Annotated in this window: 13 protein-coding genes; 5 read left to right on the top strand and 8 right to left on the bottom strand. The window is 70.0% G+C overall.

All coding sequences use genetic code 11. The features are described 5' to 3' along the window. Positions 1-40 precede the first annotated feature (40 nt). The 4 genes from J2T57_RS08610 to J2T57_RS08595 form a co-directional block, all read right to left on the bottom strand. On the bottom strand, positions 41-682 hold the full coding sequence (locus J2T57_RS08610) for a hypothetical protein (protein WP_253476735.1): 642 nt from the start codon (positions 680-682) through the stop codon (positions 41-43). 51 nt (positions 683-733) lie between these two features. Then, complete coding sequence (locus J2T57_RS08605; protein ID WP_253476733.1) at positions 734-1066, bottom strand: hypothetical protein; 333 nt, start codon at positions 1064-1066, stop codon at positions 734-736. A gap of 83 nt (positions 1067-1149) precedes the next feature. Then, positions 1150-1911 (bottom strand): uracil-DNA glycosylase, encoded by a 762-nt coding sequence (gene ung / locus J2T57_RS08600; RefSeq protein WP_253476731.1) that lies wholly within the window; start codon positions 1909-1911, stop codon positions 1150-1152. Beyond that, complete coding sequence (locus tag J2T57_RS08595) at positions 1862-3016, bottom strand: hypothetical protein (protein WP_253476729.1); 1155 nt, start codon at positions 3014-3016, stop codon at positions 1862-1864. Before J2T57_RS08595 ends, ung begins: the two co-directional genes overlap by 50 nt. A gap of 110 nt (positions 3017-3126) precedes the next feature. On the opposite strand from J2T57_RS08595, the gene J2T57_RS08590 reads away from it, so the two are divergent. Both J2T57_RS08590 and J2T57_RS08585 read left to right on the top strand, forming a co-directional pair. Beyond that, the gene (locus J2T57_RS08590; RefSeq protein WP_253476727.1) at positions 3127-4593 is read left to right on the top strand and encodes a SprT-like domain-containing protein; all 1467 of its coding nucleotides are present in this window, start codon (positions 3127-3129) and stop codon (positions 4591-4593) included. 115 nt (positions 4594-4708) lie between these two features. Beyond that, positions 4709-5674, top strand: a complete 966-nt coding sequence (locus J2T57_RS08585; RefSeq protein ID WP_253476725.1) for a hypothetical protein — start codon at positions 4709-4711, stop codon at positions 5672-5674. Between the two features lie 79 nt (positions 5675-5753). Here J2T57_RS08585 and ligA read toward each other — a convergent pair whose 3' ends face one another. Both ligA and J2T57_RS08575 read right to left on the bottom strand, forming a co-directional pair. Continuing rightward, positions 5754-7781 carry an NAD-dependent DNA ligase LigA gene (ligA, locus tag J2T57_RS08580; RefSeq protein ID WP_253476723.1) on the bottom strand — a complete coding sequence of 676 codons (2028 nt, stop codon included), beginning with the start codon at positions 7779-7781 and terminating at the stop codon, positions 5754-5756. A gap of 71 nt (positions 7782-7852) precedes the next feature. Continuing rightward, positions 7853-8497: a hypothetical protein gene (locus J2T57_RS08575; RefSeq protein WP_253476721.1), complete on the bottom strand. Its 645-nt coding sequence runs from the start codon at positions 8495-8497 to the stop codon at positions 7853-7855. 294 nt (positions 8498-8791) lie between these two features. On the opposite strand from J2T57_RS08575, the gene J2T57_RS08570 reads away from it, so the two are divergent. Both J2T57_RS08570 and J2T57_RS08565 read left to right on the top strand, forming a co-directional pair. Continuing rightward, on the top strand, positions 8792-9304 hold the full coding sequence (locus tag J2T57_RS08570) for a YgjV family protein (protein WP_253476719.1): 513 nt from the start codon (positions 8792-8794) through the stop codon (positions 9302-9304). Positions 9305-9356: 52 nt separating this feature from the next. Next, entirely contained in the window at positions 9357-10424 is a 1068-nt protein-coding gene (locus J2T57_RS08565; protein ID WP_253476717.1) for an alpha/beta fold hydrolase, read from the top strand. 35 nt (positions 10425-10459) lie between these two features. Here J2T57_RS08565 and J2T57_RS08560 read toward each other — a convergent pair whose 3' ends face one another. Further along, entirely contained in the window at positions 10460-10939 is a 480-nt protein-coding gene (locus tag J2T57_RS08560; protein WP_253476715.1) for a hypothetical protein, read from the bottom strand. A gap of 110 nt (positions 10940-11049) precedes the next feature. On the opposite strand from J2T57_RS08560, the gene J2T57_RS08555 reads away from it, so the two are divergent. Then, entirely contained in the window at positions 11050-12714 is a 1665-nt protein-coding gene (locus J2T57_RS08555) for a DNA cytosine methyltransferase (protein WP_253476713.1), read from the top strand. Between the two features lie 33 nt (positions 12715-12747). Here the strand turns inward: J2T57_RS08555 and J2T57_RS08550 are convergent, their stop codons facing one another. After that, the gene (locus tag J2T57_RS08550) at positions 12748-14865 is read right to left on the bottom strand and encodes a hypothetical protein (protein ID WP_253476711.1); all 2118 of its coding nucleotides are present in this window, start codon (positions 14863-14865) and stop codon (positions 12748-12750) included. Between the last annotated feature and the right edge of the window lie 123 nt (positions 14866-14988).

Raw genomic sequence — 14988 nt, 5'->3', positions numbered from 1 at the left:
CCTTGTCGGCCTGGCTGTGGCCTAGAGCCCTGACTGTGGCCTAGATCCCTGGGGCTGCGTGCGCGCTTGCCGGCTGGCGCAGTGTTGCCAGTGCCTCGCCGATCACCGCGATGGGCTCGCTCAGCGCGCTCGCCTGCCAGGCGGGCGGTGGTGGTGAGATGCGAATACCCCCCTCGCCAATGGCGATGGCGGCCTGCGGGTCGGTGAGGCGGTAGACAACGCCCTGCCGCGCGTCCGCCGCAAGCCCCTGCTCGATACGGCAGCGCTGCTCCCGCCAGTTGGCCTCGGTGCGTGCCGGGTCGCTCTGGCAGAGCGTCTGGTCGATGCGCTGCAGCGCACCGGCAAGGCGCACCCAGTGCAGCCGCGCAAGCTCCACGCGATGCGCCCCGTCGCTGTCGATGTAGCACGACCAGTGCTCGCCCCCGCCGGGGCGCGGAGCGGCGATCGCGGTGTCGGTCTCGCGAATCGCGCGCAGCACCTCGCCGACCAGCACCTCGTCGGCCTCGCACTCGAGCTCGAAGCGCTCCACGGGATCATCGGGATTGCGGCAGGCCTCGGCGGCGAGCAGCGCGTCGATGAGATCGCGCCGGGAGAAGCACTCAAGCAGCACCGCCTGGATCTCCGGCCACCATGCCTCCTGTACACGCACCCGCCTCTCTCCCATGGCCTGTGGTTGGATCATTTAATTGTCTACATTATAAATCAGAGGGGCGCTCGCTGTACAGGGCGCCGCTCAGGCCCGGCGCTCCTCGACGCTCAGCACCTGGCGGCTTGGCTCGCTGCCGCGCTCGATCCGCCGGCAAAGCCGCACCCAGGCGGCACGGCTGATCCGCTCGAGGGACACCTCGGTGGTGCCGAGCCAGTCGCGCACCTGCTGCCCGGCCGGGGTGAGGTAGATGACGGCGAGGCTCACCCCGCTGTCATCGAAGCGAACCGCGGTGACAGCGCCCGTGGGGCGGTAGTGGTAGAGGCGGGTCGCGCCGCCCTGCTCCACCCACTGCATCTGCATCGCCCGGCCCTCGAAGCGGTAGTAGGTGGTTTCGAGGTCGATGGCGGCGTCTGTCATGGTGGCTGGCTGTGGCCTGGTGGATTGTGCCCTAGTATAGGGGTGGCGCCCGCCATGTAAAGCGCCAGGGCCGCCCCGGGGGGTCAGTCGAGCCAGCGTATGGGCGCCTCGCCGCGCGCGCGCAGGACATCATTGACGGTTGCGAAGTGGCCGCAGCCGCGAAAGCCGTGGCGCGCGCCAAGTGGTGAGGGGTGGGAGGTCTCGAGCACCCGGTGGCGGGCCTGGTCGACGAGCGCTGCCTTGGCCCTGGCGTGGTTGCCCCAGAGCAGGAAGATGAGGCCGTCGCGCTCGGCGCTCAGCGCGCTGATCAGCTGATCGGTGACCGCCTCCCAGCCGCGTTTCTGGTGGGCGCCGGGGGTGTGGGCCTCGACCGTGAGAAGGGTATTCAGGAGCAGCACGCCCTGGCGCGCCCAGTGGCTGAGATCGCCATGCGCCGGGCGCTCGCCGCCCTCGCATCGGACGACCTCGGTGTAGATGTTGCGTAGCGAGGGCGGAGTGCGCACGCCCCTACCGACCGAGAAGGCAAGGCCCATGGCCTGGCCGATGTCGTGATACGGGTCCTGGCCGATGATGACCACGCGCACTGAGGAAAACGGCGTCAGGCGAAGCGCCGTCAGGCGCTCGCCTGCCGGCGGCAGGATCTCTGCCCCGTCGGCCTCGCGCGCGGCGAGAAAGCGCAGCAGCGCCTCGCCCTTCGCGGTGGCAAGTGCATCGCCGAGGTGGCGCTGCCAGTCGGGGTCAAGCCGACTCACTTCATCTGCCAGCGCCTGCATCGCTCCGCTCTCCATCCGCCTGTCACTGCCCCGGGGCGGGCTGCGCGCCCGCAGCACTCCGCGGGAAGGCAACCTGGGGAACCTTCTCGCGATACGCCGCAAGCCGCTCATCCAGGCGTGCCGCCACCTCAGGGTGCAAGACTGCCAGATAGCGTGCGCCCTGCTCAAGGGTGAGCTCGGCGGGGTAGCGCCTGGCGGCGATACGCGCCTGGGCGAGTGCTTGGGGTTCGCCCGGCACCGCGCGCTCGATCTCCGCGATGAAGGCGGCGCTGTTCGCCCGAGCATAGGGCTCATCGGTGCCCATGGCCTGGGCGATGCGCTGGTAGCGGCGCTCGACAAGCTGCATCAGCGCGGCCTCCTGCCCGGCGCGCAGCTCGCGCGCCAGGGTGACGACGGCGGCGTTCCCGGTGACCGCGCTGGTGACCGCCCGCAGGCCGTGAATGCCAAGGCGTAGGTGGTCCATCGCCCGGCGCTCGGGCGTGGTCTCGAAGTGCGAGCCGAGCATGCGCAGCACGCTCGCCTGGGTGTGGCGCAGGTAGTGGCGCACGGGCTCCGGCTCATCGGCGGCGCCGAGCGGGTCGCAGGGGTTGATGTCACCGGTGGGGAGATAGCCCTCGTGGACGAGGCGCGTTGCCTGCGCAATCCAGCTGCCGAGCACCACCGCCTCCTCGGCGGAGCCAGGCGGCGCGTCGTGGCAGTCGGGGTGAAGATAGCGCTCAGGGCGGGCGCGGATCTCATCGGCCCAGCCCGCCTCGCCAAAGGCATAGGCGCTTAGTGCAAGAAAGTCCCGGCGAATCTCCCCGAGCGCTGTCGGCGCCTCGCGCTGGAGCAGGTCGAGACGGCGATCGGCATCGGCACAGATCCCCTCGAGCCGGCGTGAGACATGCAGGCCAAGTGCGGCGCGAAGCAGCCCCGCCCGTGCCGCACTCCAGCCCGGGGCGGCCCGCAGCTGCTGGCACTCCCGCTCCCAGGTCGACTCGATCAGCGCCTCCACGGCCTCGCCTGCCACCTCTCCATCGCGCAGGTAATGCGCGCAGAGCGCCCCGTGCGCGGCGTCGATCACCCGTGTGGCGATCAGGTTCGCATCGTGGTTGATGCTGAGCTTCGCCGGCGGCAGCGGGAACTCCTGCAGTCGGTCAATCACGGACTGTGGACGGATGTAGTTGCGCTCTGCCATGACCACTCCCCGCCGTGGCATTGTTGCCAGGCATTTAAAATTTATTTACAATAAATTATATCACGTCGATCGCGGCATGACGTCTGCGCATCGGAATTACCGGAGCAACCATGTCGAGCGAGCAGCCAGGCCACCCCTATCCCGCGCTAAAGGCCCCGGTCGGCCCGCGGGCGCTGCGCCGCGAGTACGATCGCTACAACCGGGAGCTCTTTGGCGGGCTGCTGCCGCCGGTGCGCATCACCTACTCCGAGCGCATGAGCCGGGCGTTTGGCAGGGCCGTCAACAAGGGCGCCTCGGTCGCGCTCGAGTCGCGCTACGAGATCCGGCTTGCGGGCATGCTGCGCCGTGATGTGCGCGAGCTTGTCGACACGCTCCTCCACGAGATGATCCACATCTACCAGTGGGAGATGCACCGCCAGACCGAGGACCGCTACTACCTCGACGCCCGCCCGGTGCCGGGACGGCCGTTCGTGAACAAGGGCCACGGCGCGGTCTTCCACCAGAAGGCGGCGGAGCTCGATGCGCGTGGCTTTCGGATTGATGTCTACGCCGATCTCGATCGCCCCGAGTCGGTCCCCGATGGCGTGCGCCGCTATGGCATCGTGCTTGAACTTCGCGATGGCCGCCGGACACTCTTCCGCCTGCCCGCACCCTTCGAGACGCTCGCCACCCCCCTGGTGAGCTCGCTGCGCCGGCGCTATGGCGCGGAGACCCTGCGCGCGGTCACGCCCCTTGAGACCGATTCTCTCGCCGTCATGAGCTGGCCGCTTGTGACCCGCAGTGGTGCGCTCAAGCGCAGCCAGCGGGCGATCACCTACAAGAGGTACTACGTGGAGCAGGTGCTTGCCAACCCGGCGATCGAGTTCGGCGAGGAGCAGCTTCTGATCGACCCCGCCCTTGAGCAGTTGAGTGCCGAGAACCGGGAGCTCATTGCCGCGCTGCGCCGCTACCGCCACCTCGATCTGCCGCTCTACCTCGATCTGGCGCGCGAGGCGCGCAGCCATCAGCGCGGGGGGCGCACCGCCTCGATCGATGATGCCCTGCCGCTGCTGCTCGATACCTGGCTTGACGCACCGCCCGATGCATTCTGTGATTCGCAGAGCTTCCGGGCGCTCAAAAGACTCTGCCTGCCGACGCTCTGGGGCGAGCGCGGGCGCGCGGTGGATGCGCGCAGCGCCCACGCCGCCTACCTGCTCTGCGCGCACCAGCGCGCGAGCTTCAAGGAGTTCCAGGACGCACTCACCCGGGAGCTACTCTCGCGGCGGCTGACCGGCAGCCGCTTCACCAGGCTTCGCATCGAGCGCGATGAGCAGGCCGTGCGAAGCCTCGTCGCCGGCTGGAGCGAACCGCCGGCCGATCTTGGCGGGCGCCGGGAAATCGCCTCGCTGGTCGGCCTCGCCCTCGACAACCTGGCAGGCAGCGCCAAGGTGGACACGCAGGCGGCGGTGCGCGACATCCTCGCCCTGGAGGCGCATGCCGCTGCCCTTCGCCGTGGCGCCGAGGCACCCGGCGCCCGGCGCCCGGCTCTCACCGAGGCCCGCGGGCCGCTTGGCGAGCAGGCAACCTTCGGGTTCTGAGTCGGCGCGCGGTCAGCACCCGCGCGGGCGTTATTGACGCCCCATGCCGCGACCCCTATACTTTATTGTAGTTAAAATAAATCACAGCCACCTTGCGTGGTCAGGAGCGCGTGCAGTGACCGGGCAGTCCCAGGGAATGACGCCGCAGGCGGTCCGCCTTCGCCTCTTCGAGGATCTGCTTGCGATCCACGAGGCGCGGCTTGCCCGTGAGCGCGAGCAGACGATCGTCTCCCGGGGACTTGCCGGGACCGCGCGCAATCCGCTTGACCCGGCGCGCGATACCGCCGAGTGCGTGGTGGATGACATCCGCCATGCGGTGGGGGCGATCGCGCGGCTTGATCGCGCCGCCGCCGATGCGCTGATTGCGACACTGACCGAGCACTTCGGCGCGCCGCTTGCCGAGACACTGATCGAGCGGGTTGCCGCGCACAATACGTGCGTCGAGGAGCGCGGCCAGCGCGCGGCGGCGAGCATGGCCGAGGCGAGCGAGCGTCTTGCCGGCACGATCGCCCTCTACGACCGGGTCTGTGGGGATCGGCTGACACACATCGTCGAGCTGCGCGCGAGCGAGGCGATCTGGACCGACCTGCTGCCCGATGGCGCCTTCTCGGCCTTTGCCGCGGCGGTGGATACGCACGCAGAGCGCCACCCCGAGGCAGCGGGCACGGGCTTCTGGCGCCTCACCCCGGCAGCCGGCGCGCGGGACGTCCACACCGCCGCCATGGTGGTGAGCGAGGCGCACTACCGTGCCCATCGCGAGTCCTTCTCCGAGGATCTCATCGCTCGCCTGCGCGCCCTTGATGACTGCCCGGTGGCAGGCCCCCAGGCGCCCATCGCTCGCCTTGAGCGCCTGGACGCGGGGCTTCTTGCCGGCGGTCGCCGTCGGCTGCCGCCGATTGCGATCCCCGGCTATCTCTGCCTGGGCTCCTACCTCGGCGACTACTTCTGGAAGACGCCCGATGAGGAGGCGGCGGTGCTGCGCGAGGACCATGCCCGGGTGCGCGACGAGGTGGCGATGCTGCGCGAGTCGATTGCCGCGGTGGGCGGAAGCGATCCGCTGCCGCTTGAGGCCGGCTTCTAACCGCAGTCCGTCCGTTTCCTTGAATCTTTCTTGGCCGGGCACCCAGGTGAGGGTGCCCGGCGACGGTCTGCGCTGGGCGTCAGCCCGGCAGGCTCCCCTGGAGCAGCCCGGGGAGGGCGGACTCATCGACCACCGGCACGCCGAGCGAGGCCGCCTTGGTGAGCTTTGAGCCAGCGCCGGGGCCTGCGACCACGAGACTGGTCTTCTTCGAGACGCTGCCGGAGACCTTTGCCCCCAATGCCTCGAGTGCGGCGGTGGCCTCGCCCCGGGACATCTGCTCGAGACTGCCGGTCAGCACGATAGTCTGCCCGGCGAGGGGGCGCTCTCCCCCCGCCTCCTCGCTCACCTCCTCCCAGTGTACGCCCGCGGCGAGCAGGTGATCGCGGGTCTCGCGGTAGATCGGGCTTCGCACGAAGTCATGGACGGCGCTTGCGGTGCGCGGGCCGATATCCTCGATCTCGCAGAGCGCCTCGATGCTCGCCGCCTCGATCGCGGCGAGGCTGCCGAAGTGCCGCGCCAGGGCCTTCGAGGTGGTGCGCCCGACGTGGCGCACGCCAAAGGACTGGAGCAGGCGCGGTAGCGTCGTGTGGCGGGCGCGCTCGATCGAGGCGATCGCCTTGGCCGCCGAGCGCTCGCCCTGCCCGGGCAGGCTCTCTATATCCTCGGCGCTGAGGCGAAAGAGCGCATCAAGGCTGTCGAGACGGCCCTTGGCGTGGAGCTGCTCGATTAACCGCGCGCCGATGCCATCGATATCGAGATTGTCGCGGTTGACCGCATGCTGGAGGCGCGCGAGCACCTGCGCCGGGCAGGCAAGCCCGCCGGTGCAGTAGTGGAAGACGCCCTCGCCGGACTCGCCGGTGTCGCGCTCGATCGGCGAGTCGCAGGCCGGGCAGCGCTCGGGCAGCACGATCGCCGTGCGCTGCGCCCCCTCGCCGCCAGGCGCAAGCCCGACCACCTTCGGAATGACGTCCCCGGCGCGCTTGACCACCACCTGGTCGCCGATCATGATGCCGAGGCGCTCGACCTCGTCCATGTTGTGCAGCGTTGCGCTCGAGACGGTCACGCCGCCGACGAACACCGGCTCGAGACGCGCCACCGGCGTGATCACACCGGTGCGCCCGACCTGGAAATCAACGCCGGTCTGGGTGGTGATCCGCTCCTCGGCGGGGAACTTGCGCGCCGTCGCCCAGCGCGGGGCGCGCGAGAGCGTGCCGAGCTCCTCCTGCTGGAAGCGCGAGTCGAGCTTGTAGACAATGCCGTCGATATCGTAGTCGAGGCCGTCCCGGGCCTGGCTCAGTTCCTGGTAGTAGGCGAGGAGCGCCGCCTCGCCGCGCAGGCGGCGCACCAGCGGGTCGACCGGCAGCCCCCAGCGCTTCAGGCGCTCGAGCACCGCGTAGTGGGAGTCCGGCGTGTCGGCTGCATCCCAGGGCAGCGCGCCGTAGGCGAAGAAGGCGAGGCGGCGGCGCGCGGCCTGGCGCGGGTCGAGCTGGCGCAGCGCACCGCCAGCCCCGTTGCGGCAGTTGACGAGCGGCTTCTCGCCGAGCCGCTCGGCCTCGGCGTTGTAGGCACTGAAGGCGGCGTGTGGCATGACCACCTCGCCGCGCACCTCGAGTACGGCAGGCGGCATGCCGTCGAGCAGTGTCGGCAGGCCGCGGATGGTGCGCACCGTGTGGGTGATGTCCTCGCCCGTGGTGCCGTCACCGCGGGTTGCCGCGCGCACCAGCACGCCCATTTCGTAGCGCAGCGTGCAGGCGATGCCGTCGAGCTTCGGCTCGGCGCAGAATTCCGGCTCGATGCCGTCGAGCTCGCCCGCAACACGGCGCGCGAACTCAAGCAGCTCCTCGTCGCTGAAGGCGTTGTCGAGCGAGAGCATGGGCGTGGTGTGGGTGACCGGGGCAAGGCCGGAGGCGACCGGCGCGCCAACGCGCTGGGTGGGGGAGGCGCCCGTCACAAGCTCGGGGTGTGCGGCCTCGAGCGCTTCGAGCTCCGCGCGCACGGCATCGTAGTGGCCGTCCGGCACGCTCGGCGCATCGTTCACATAGTACTCGATGTCCCACTGGTTGATCTGGCGCACAAGCACGGCGTGACGATCGGCGGCACTGGTCATGGGCTTCTCCGGCTGGAATTTATTTAATTATTGTACTATTAAATAACCCGCAAGTCAAGCTGTGCGGCGCCCTAGTCCTGGGCGTCGAGGGGGTTTGCGAGGACGATCGCCCGCGCCATGGCAAGCGCGCTGCGGGTGTCGGTGGGCTCGTTGCGAAAGCGCGCGATGGCCGCACGGATATAGGCCGCCTCCTCGCTCGCGCCATCCCGCGCGAGTGCGGCACGAAGCGAGGCCTCGATGCTGCCGCGGATGTTGTGCTGCTCGATCAGCGCATCGCTCATGAGGTAGGTGAGGCGCAGGCTTGCCCGCACACCGGCGCGAATGCTCGCATCCAGGCGCTCGCACATGAGGAGCGCCATTGCCAGCAACGCGAGCCAGCTCGCCTGGTCGAGCCAGAGCGCGTGCACCGGATCGAGGGCCGCGAGTGCGAGCGGCGCGCCGAAGAGGATCAGCAGATAGGGCGCGGCCTGCCAGAAATCGGGGCGACGCCCGCCGATCACCCCGCAGAGGCGGGCGTGCAGCGGCCACAGGCAGGCGGCGGCAAGCAGGCTTGCGGTGAGCCCGGCGCCAAGCCCAAGGCGGGTGAGCTCGGTGAGCGCAAGGAGCCCCACCGCAGCGAGTGTTGCTCGCACGAAGGCCTGGAAGCCGGTGCGGATGAGCCGCGCCCGCTCGGCAAGCCGGCAGGCGCGCACCAGCGACTCCGGGGTGTCGATCACGCCCCGCCCCCCGCCTGGAATTGCCCGCTCACAACGCTGTCTGTCACAGCCCTGACCGCTCCATGAAAAGGCCCGACGCATCGGGCCAGATGTCCTATTATTATGGCCTTTATAATGAACTCTGTCAACCTGGCCAACCGTCATGGCCTTCCCGCGCTCCGTGAGGCAGGGCGCTGCCTGCTGCGGCCAGCGGCTGACTGCGTTCATTTAATAAAATCAATATTCTTATTGACCGCGGGATATTACCGCCCTAGACTCTCCGGGTCATGCCGCGTGCGTGCGGCCGGAGGTCTCATGGTTGTTGCCAATCTTGTCGGGGTGCTCGGACTCATGGTCACGGTGCTCGCCTTGCTGCGCCGGAGTAACCGGGGGCTGCTGCTCATCCTTGGCTGCGGGGTGCTGCTCTGGGCGCTTCACTATGCGCTCCTTGGCGAGCGCGCGGGGGCGCTTTTGCATGCGCTCGGTGCAGCCTGCCTGCTGGCGGCCCATCTCGCCGCGGCTGCCGCCCTCCGCCTGCGCCTGCTTGCCGCCATCGCCTTCGCCCTTGGCGGTGTCGCGCTGGTGCTGGCACTCGGCGCCGGCGTCCATGACCTCATCCTCGCCGCGGCCAGCGTGCTGCTTGCCCTGGTGCAGTTCCTGGCGCGCGGTGCGCTGCTTCGCGCAGGCATCCTCTGCGGCCAGGGGCTCTTTCTCGCCTACGCGCTTCTGGTCGGCTCGCTGCCGGCGAGTGCTGCAACCGCGCTCTGCCTGGCCGCGGGGTGCATCGGGCTTGTCCGCATGCAGCGCGCCGGGACAGCGGTTAATTAATAAAGTATAATTAAAATGAAGTCATGGACATTCCCGGACAGGGAGGTTACCGATGATTCGCGCATTTCAGTCCCACGTTGACTGCGTCAACCCGTTTGGCCTGCACCGCATGGCCTACCGCCGCTGGGAGCCTGTCTGTGAGCCCCGTGCCGAGGTGGTCTGTGTTCATGGGCTGACCCGCAACAGCCGCGACTTCGCGCTCCTCGCCGAGTCGCTCTGCCACCAGGGCTTTGCCGTCACCGCGCCGGATATCGTCGGGCGCGGGCGCAGCGATCGCATGGTCACCCCCGATCTCTACCACCCGGGGCAGTACCTGGCCGACCTGCGCGTACTGCTGGGCGAGGTGGTCGGGGTGGGCTCGAGTCTTGTCCGGGCGGCCGAGGCGACCCGCCGACTTGCCGCCTGGATGGGGCCGTGGGCGCAGGCGCTCTCCGCGCCCTGGGTCGAGGCCTGCAACGCGCTCGCCGGCGATGCCCCGAAGCGCCGACCGCTGATCTGGGTCGGCACCTCCATGGGCGGGCTGCTCGGGCTCTACCATAGCGCGCTCTTCGGCGAGATCGACGCCCTGGTGCTAAACGATGTCGGCCCCGAGCTCCCCGGCGACTTCCTCGGCGAGCTCCAGCTCCTCGCCTCGGCGCGGGAGGCGCGGATCGCGCATCTCAATGACGCCGTGCGGGTGCTGAAGACGACCTCGCCCGGCTTTGCACCACTCTCGACCGAGCACTGGCGGCTGCTTGCCGACGCCTCGGTGGTGCGCCGCGACGGGCGGCTTCGCTGGGACTTCGATCAGCGGATCTTCTCGCCGATCGAGCGCCTGCCGGCGGCAACGGTCGGACTGTGGCGGGTCTGGGAGCAGCTCGATATCCCCACGCTGACCCTGCGCGGGCAGCGCTCCAACGTGCTGCTTCGATCAGCTGCCGCGCGCATGTCGGAGACCTCCGAGGTCATCACCGTGCCGAAGGTCGGCCACTGCCCGGCACTCCTTGCGGATGATCAGCTCGCCATCGTGAGCGACTGGGTGAGTACGGCGGCCGCGCAGTTCGAGCGCGACCGCGGAGTCCACCGCCCGGCGCCGCGCGTGATCGCCCGCGCCGCGGGCGATGGTCTCACGCCGGCCTAGCCTGCCCCGCTTGCGACCCGCCGGGCCTCGGCCGCCTAGCGGCCCGGCGCCGGCCCCTCGGGCCCTGCCGGGCCTTCGTTGGCGCGCTCGGCGGCGCGGCGCTTGTGATCCACCCGGGCGCGAAAGCGCCGCAGGCCATCCACGCAGTGTGTCGCCCGGTTCAGGGTGAGGAGCATGCGGCGAAAGACGGTCTCATCGGGGTGCAGCGCGGCCTGCTGGCGGGCAAAGGCGATCCCGCGGGCGAGGAAGTAGGCGGCGTTGCGCTCGCTCACCATCTCAAGGGCGGCGCGCAGGGCGTCTGAGACAATGAGCTCCTGCTCGGCGCGCTCGCAACGCAGGCGAACGCGGTAGCGCTGCTCGGGATGACAGTCGTCGAGATCGGCGCGCAGCCGCTCGGGGGTGTCAATCACGAAGCGCTTTGGTAGCGCGTCGAGACGCCTTCGCTCGGTGCGACGCATGCGAAAGACGGTCGGGAAGTGCAGCCGCGCCTCAAGCGCCAGGCAATGATGGGACATGACAATCTCCTTTTTCAGCCCAGTATACCAGCGCCGGCGCGATGGACGCGAAAATATATTTACAGTAAAATAAAGGAATCAGTGGCGCATGCGGCGCCCGGGAGAGAGGCATGACAACACGCAGGATGGGGCGCGCGCCGCGCCAGGTGACCTATACCAAGGTCTCGGAGACGCGCGAGCGGGTCTGGCTCGAGGGCCGGCGGCTTGCGGCAAGCGGCTTCGAGCGGGGTGTGCGCTATCGCCTTGAGGTCAATCCGGAGCGCGGCTACGCCCGCTTCCTCCTCGATCCGTCCGGTGACCGGGTGGTCTCCGGGCGTGCGAACCGCCGCGCCGGCCGCGACACGCCGATCATCGACGTCTGCCTTGCCGAGATCGCACCGCCTGGCACGCGGGTGCGGGCGGTGATGAGTGACGGGGTGATCGAGGTCACCTTGCACCATGAGGAGATCGCGCTTGCCGATCGCGAGCGGCGGCTTCGCGCGTCGCTCGCGCGCGGGCGGATCAGCGAGGCGTCGGTGTGCACCGGTATCGGGGTGTCGACCGCGGCCATTGCCGAGGGCGTGCGCGCGGCAGGGCTTCGCGGCGAGGTCGAGTGGGTGGTGGAGATGGATGGCCGCTACACCGAGGTGGCCGATCGCAACAACAGTGCCATCACCGAGCGCACCCGCATTTTCAACGGCAAGCTCGAGGAGATCGAGCCCGAGCTTGTCACCCCGGTGGACCTGCTCTCCTTTAGCCTGCCCTGCGATGGGCACTCGCTCGCCGGCAAGGCGAAGCGCGGCATCAAGCGTGCCGAGAGCCACGATCTCTCGGCGACCAGCGTCTTTGGCCTGGTGCGCATCCTCGATGCGGCCAACCCCTCGGCGCTGCTGAGCGAGAACGTGGTGCAGGCCCGTGACTCGGCGACCTACGAGCTGCTGCGCCGCGAGCTCGAGCGGCGCAACTACCTGGTGCAGGACATCGAGCTCGACAGCACCCAGGCCGGCACGATCGATGTGCGCCGGCGCTGGTTCTTCGTCGCCATCTCGAAGAACCTCGCCGAGGGCTTTGACATCAATCGGGTCGCGCCAAGCGAGCGCGTCTATGCGCGGGTGAAGGATCTGCTCGAGCCGATCGGCGCCGAGGATGACGCCTGGCGGCACTTCGACGGGCTGCGCGAGAAGGCCGCCCGGGACAAGGATGCCGGCAAGAACTTCCGCAACTTCGTCTACACCGGCGAGGAGGACTGGGTGGCGAGTCTTCGCAAGTACTACAACAAGGCGGGCTCGACCGATGCGCGCGTGAGTGAGCTTGCGATCATGAGCGATGCCGATCTCGCAGCACTGGGTGGCGCGGTGCGCGCGCGCGAGAGCGGCGCCGATGCCGACGCCGCCCTTGCGCTGATCGAGCGCATGCGCGAGGCGGACAACCGGGCGCTCTCGCGCGATGAGATCGACGCGCTGATGGCGCTGCCGAGTGTGCGCGAGCGGGTCCGTGAGCGTCTCTTCACGCCTGTCGAACACGCCCGGCTGAAGGGCATCCCCGAGGCGCTGGTCGACGATGTGGCGGCCACCATCGCCCATGAGGGCCTGGGCCAGTCGGGACTCTGGGGGCATTTCGCGGGCCTTGCGCAGGTGCTCGGCGAGCACCTCGGCTCGCTGGTGGTCTGCGCCGATGGCGGCGTGATCCAGGGGGACTTCAGCCCCCAGGCAAAGCGTCTCGCCAAGCGGCGGATCGTCAGCGACGAGCCGGCGGCAAGTGCCCAGGGCGAGCTCTTCTCCGGCCACGGCCTCTAGGGCCCGCCACCCTGGCAGCGGCGCGCTCGCGGCTCAGGCCGCGTGGCGTGCCGCTTTCATGGACGCCAGTGCGGCGTCGGCAAGGGGTTTCATGGCTGGCGGCATGGCGCCCCGGAAGTGTGCCAGGCACTTCATCTCGCCGAGCGCCTCAAGCAGCCCCTCGATGGCGAGATCCGGCAGTCCCGCGGGCGCCACGGTGGGGCGCGCGCAGGCCCGCAGTCTCGCCAGCACGCCCGCGTCACAGGAGCGCTCGATCAGCTGGCGACAGAGGTAGACGGCGGCCGCGCGGTGCTCCCTCGGCGCGGGCGCATTGCCCCGCCCCCGGTGCTCCTGGATTGAGAGTAACACGCCCTCCCCTGTTGCACTGACCGCGATCGCCGCGGTGCTGCGGACACCGGTGACGTCCGTGATCTCCCAGACCCGCAGCCCGCCGCGGTAGCACTGCTCGGCGCGGATGGCGATGCAGTGGCCCATAGTGACCCCCTCGGCGGCGAGCGCGAGGGGGTCGGTGATCTCGCGAATGCGAAGCGTGCAGCCGCCCACGCGCAGGTGGCGCTCGGAGGGCTCGAGCAGAGCGCCCCAGTGCCAGGACGCCGGCGTGCCCCCGCGCTGGGCGCATGCCCAGCCGTCCAGCGCCTCGCGCTGGGCGAGGGCAAGGCGGCGCTCGAGGCGCTCTGCGGCGCGCGCGAGCGTGACGAGACTCTGCCCCTCGAAGCGAAGCGCGCGGCGCAGCGCCGGGCCGCGGCCTGGCAGTGCGCGGAGCAGGCGCTGGGCGAGGGCCTCCATGATCTGCCGGTAATCCTCGCGCAGCCGCTCGGCAAGCGCCCGAATGGTGGTGGCGTGGCGCTCGGCGAGCGTCGCCTTCAGCGCCGCCAGTGGGCGGTCGATGAGCCCGCTCGGCTCAAAGCGTGTCGCCGCCCCCTCCCAGAAGTGGAAGCTCTCGCCGAGCACCGTGCCGATGGCTAGCAGCGTCTCGTGCTCCTCCGGGTCGCGCGGCCAGAACTCAAGCGGTGTCGCATCAAGGAGGCGCAGCTGGTTGCCTGCGTGGCTGACCCCGCCGCGCACGCCGGCCATGAAGTGCGGGGCGCGGGCGCCCGCGCAAAGCGCCCGGACGGTGCGTGAGCTGACCCGCAGCGCGGCTGCGAGTGCCGCCTCCCTGGATGCGCCGGCGTCGATTGCACCGAGGATCTCCTGGGGCACGGACTCCTCGCGCTCGGCGAGCAGAATGGCCCAGGGCAGCGCCGGGAAGGCCGCCACGGCCTGGCGGCGGTAACGGGCAAGGCGCGCATCATCCGGGCAGAGATAGTCGTAGAGCAGCCGCTCGGTGCAGCCGCTGGCCGTCATGCTCGCGAGCGCCTCGCTATCGAGCGATGCCATCAGCCAGGCAAGCCGTGCCGCACGCCCCGGCGCCTGGCGCTCGCAGCGCGCCTCGCGCAGGGCGTGGAAGGCGAACTGGCGGAAGGGCGGCGCGCCGTGGGGGCCGGCAAGCGGGTCGATCCGCGCCCCGCGCATGCCAAGCACCCGCAGCCGCCCCGGGTCGGTGATGCTCGACTCGTGGGCAACGCCCGGGTCCGGCAGGCTCGCCGCTGGCAGGGGCAGTGTGATGCCCGGCGCCTCGCGCACGCGCGCGAGGCGCTCGGGGTCGGCAATGGCGGCCTCGAACCAGGCGTCGGTGGTGTGGTCGGCCTCGGCAAGCCGCGGTGGCGCCCCGCAGAGCGCGGCGGCGCGGTGCGCGGCATGGGCCTCCTCGGGGGCGAGGGCGTAGAGTCGCTCGATGTGATCGGCGAGCGCCCGGGGGTCATCAAGCGCGTCGTCGCGAAGCGGCAGCACGCTGCGAACCGCACCCAGGCGCCCGCCCGGGCAGAGGGTCAGGCTGTGGAGGTGGATAGCAAGATCGCCGCGGGCGCTGAGCGAGCCGCAGCCGCCGCGCACCACGCCGAGCTCGCCGAGCGTGTGGCCGCGCAGCCCGCCGCGTGTCGCCTGCCAGCGTGCCTGGTGGCCAAGGGCGTGGTGGTGCAGGGCGATCAGTGCCGAGAGCCTGGCGATATCGCGCCGAAAGCGCTCCGGCGTGCCGAGCGGAAAGAGCCCGTTGGCGCTCCTGCTCGCGTCAGCGAGCAGGCGTGCAAAGCGCGGGTTTTCACCATGGGCCATCAGCGCGGCCCCCGTGAGTCACGCCCAGCCACTGTCACGTCCGCCCCTCGCCTGGCGGCCTGCCCCTTGTCCATGCCCTGTCCGCTCCCGTTTGCGCGTGCCAGCAGCCAATGATTATTTATT

The organism is Natronocella acetinitrilica (assembly GCF_024170285.1).
Lineage (GTDB): Bacteria > Pseudomonadota > Gammaproteobacteria > Nitrococcales > Aquisalimonadaceae > Natronocella > Natronocella acetinitrilica.
This window is presented reverse-complemented; position numbering and strand designations above follow the sequence as displayed.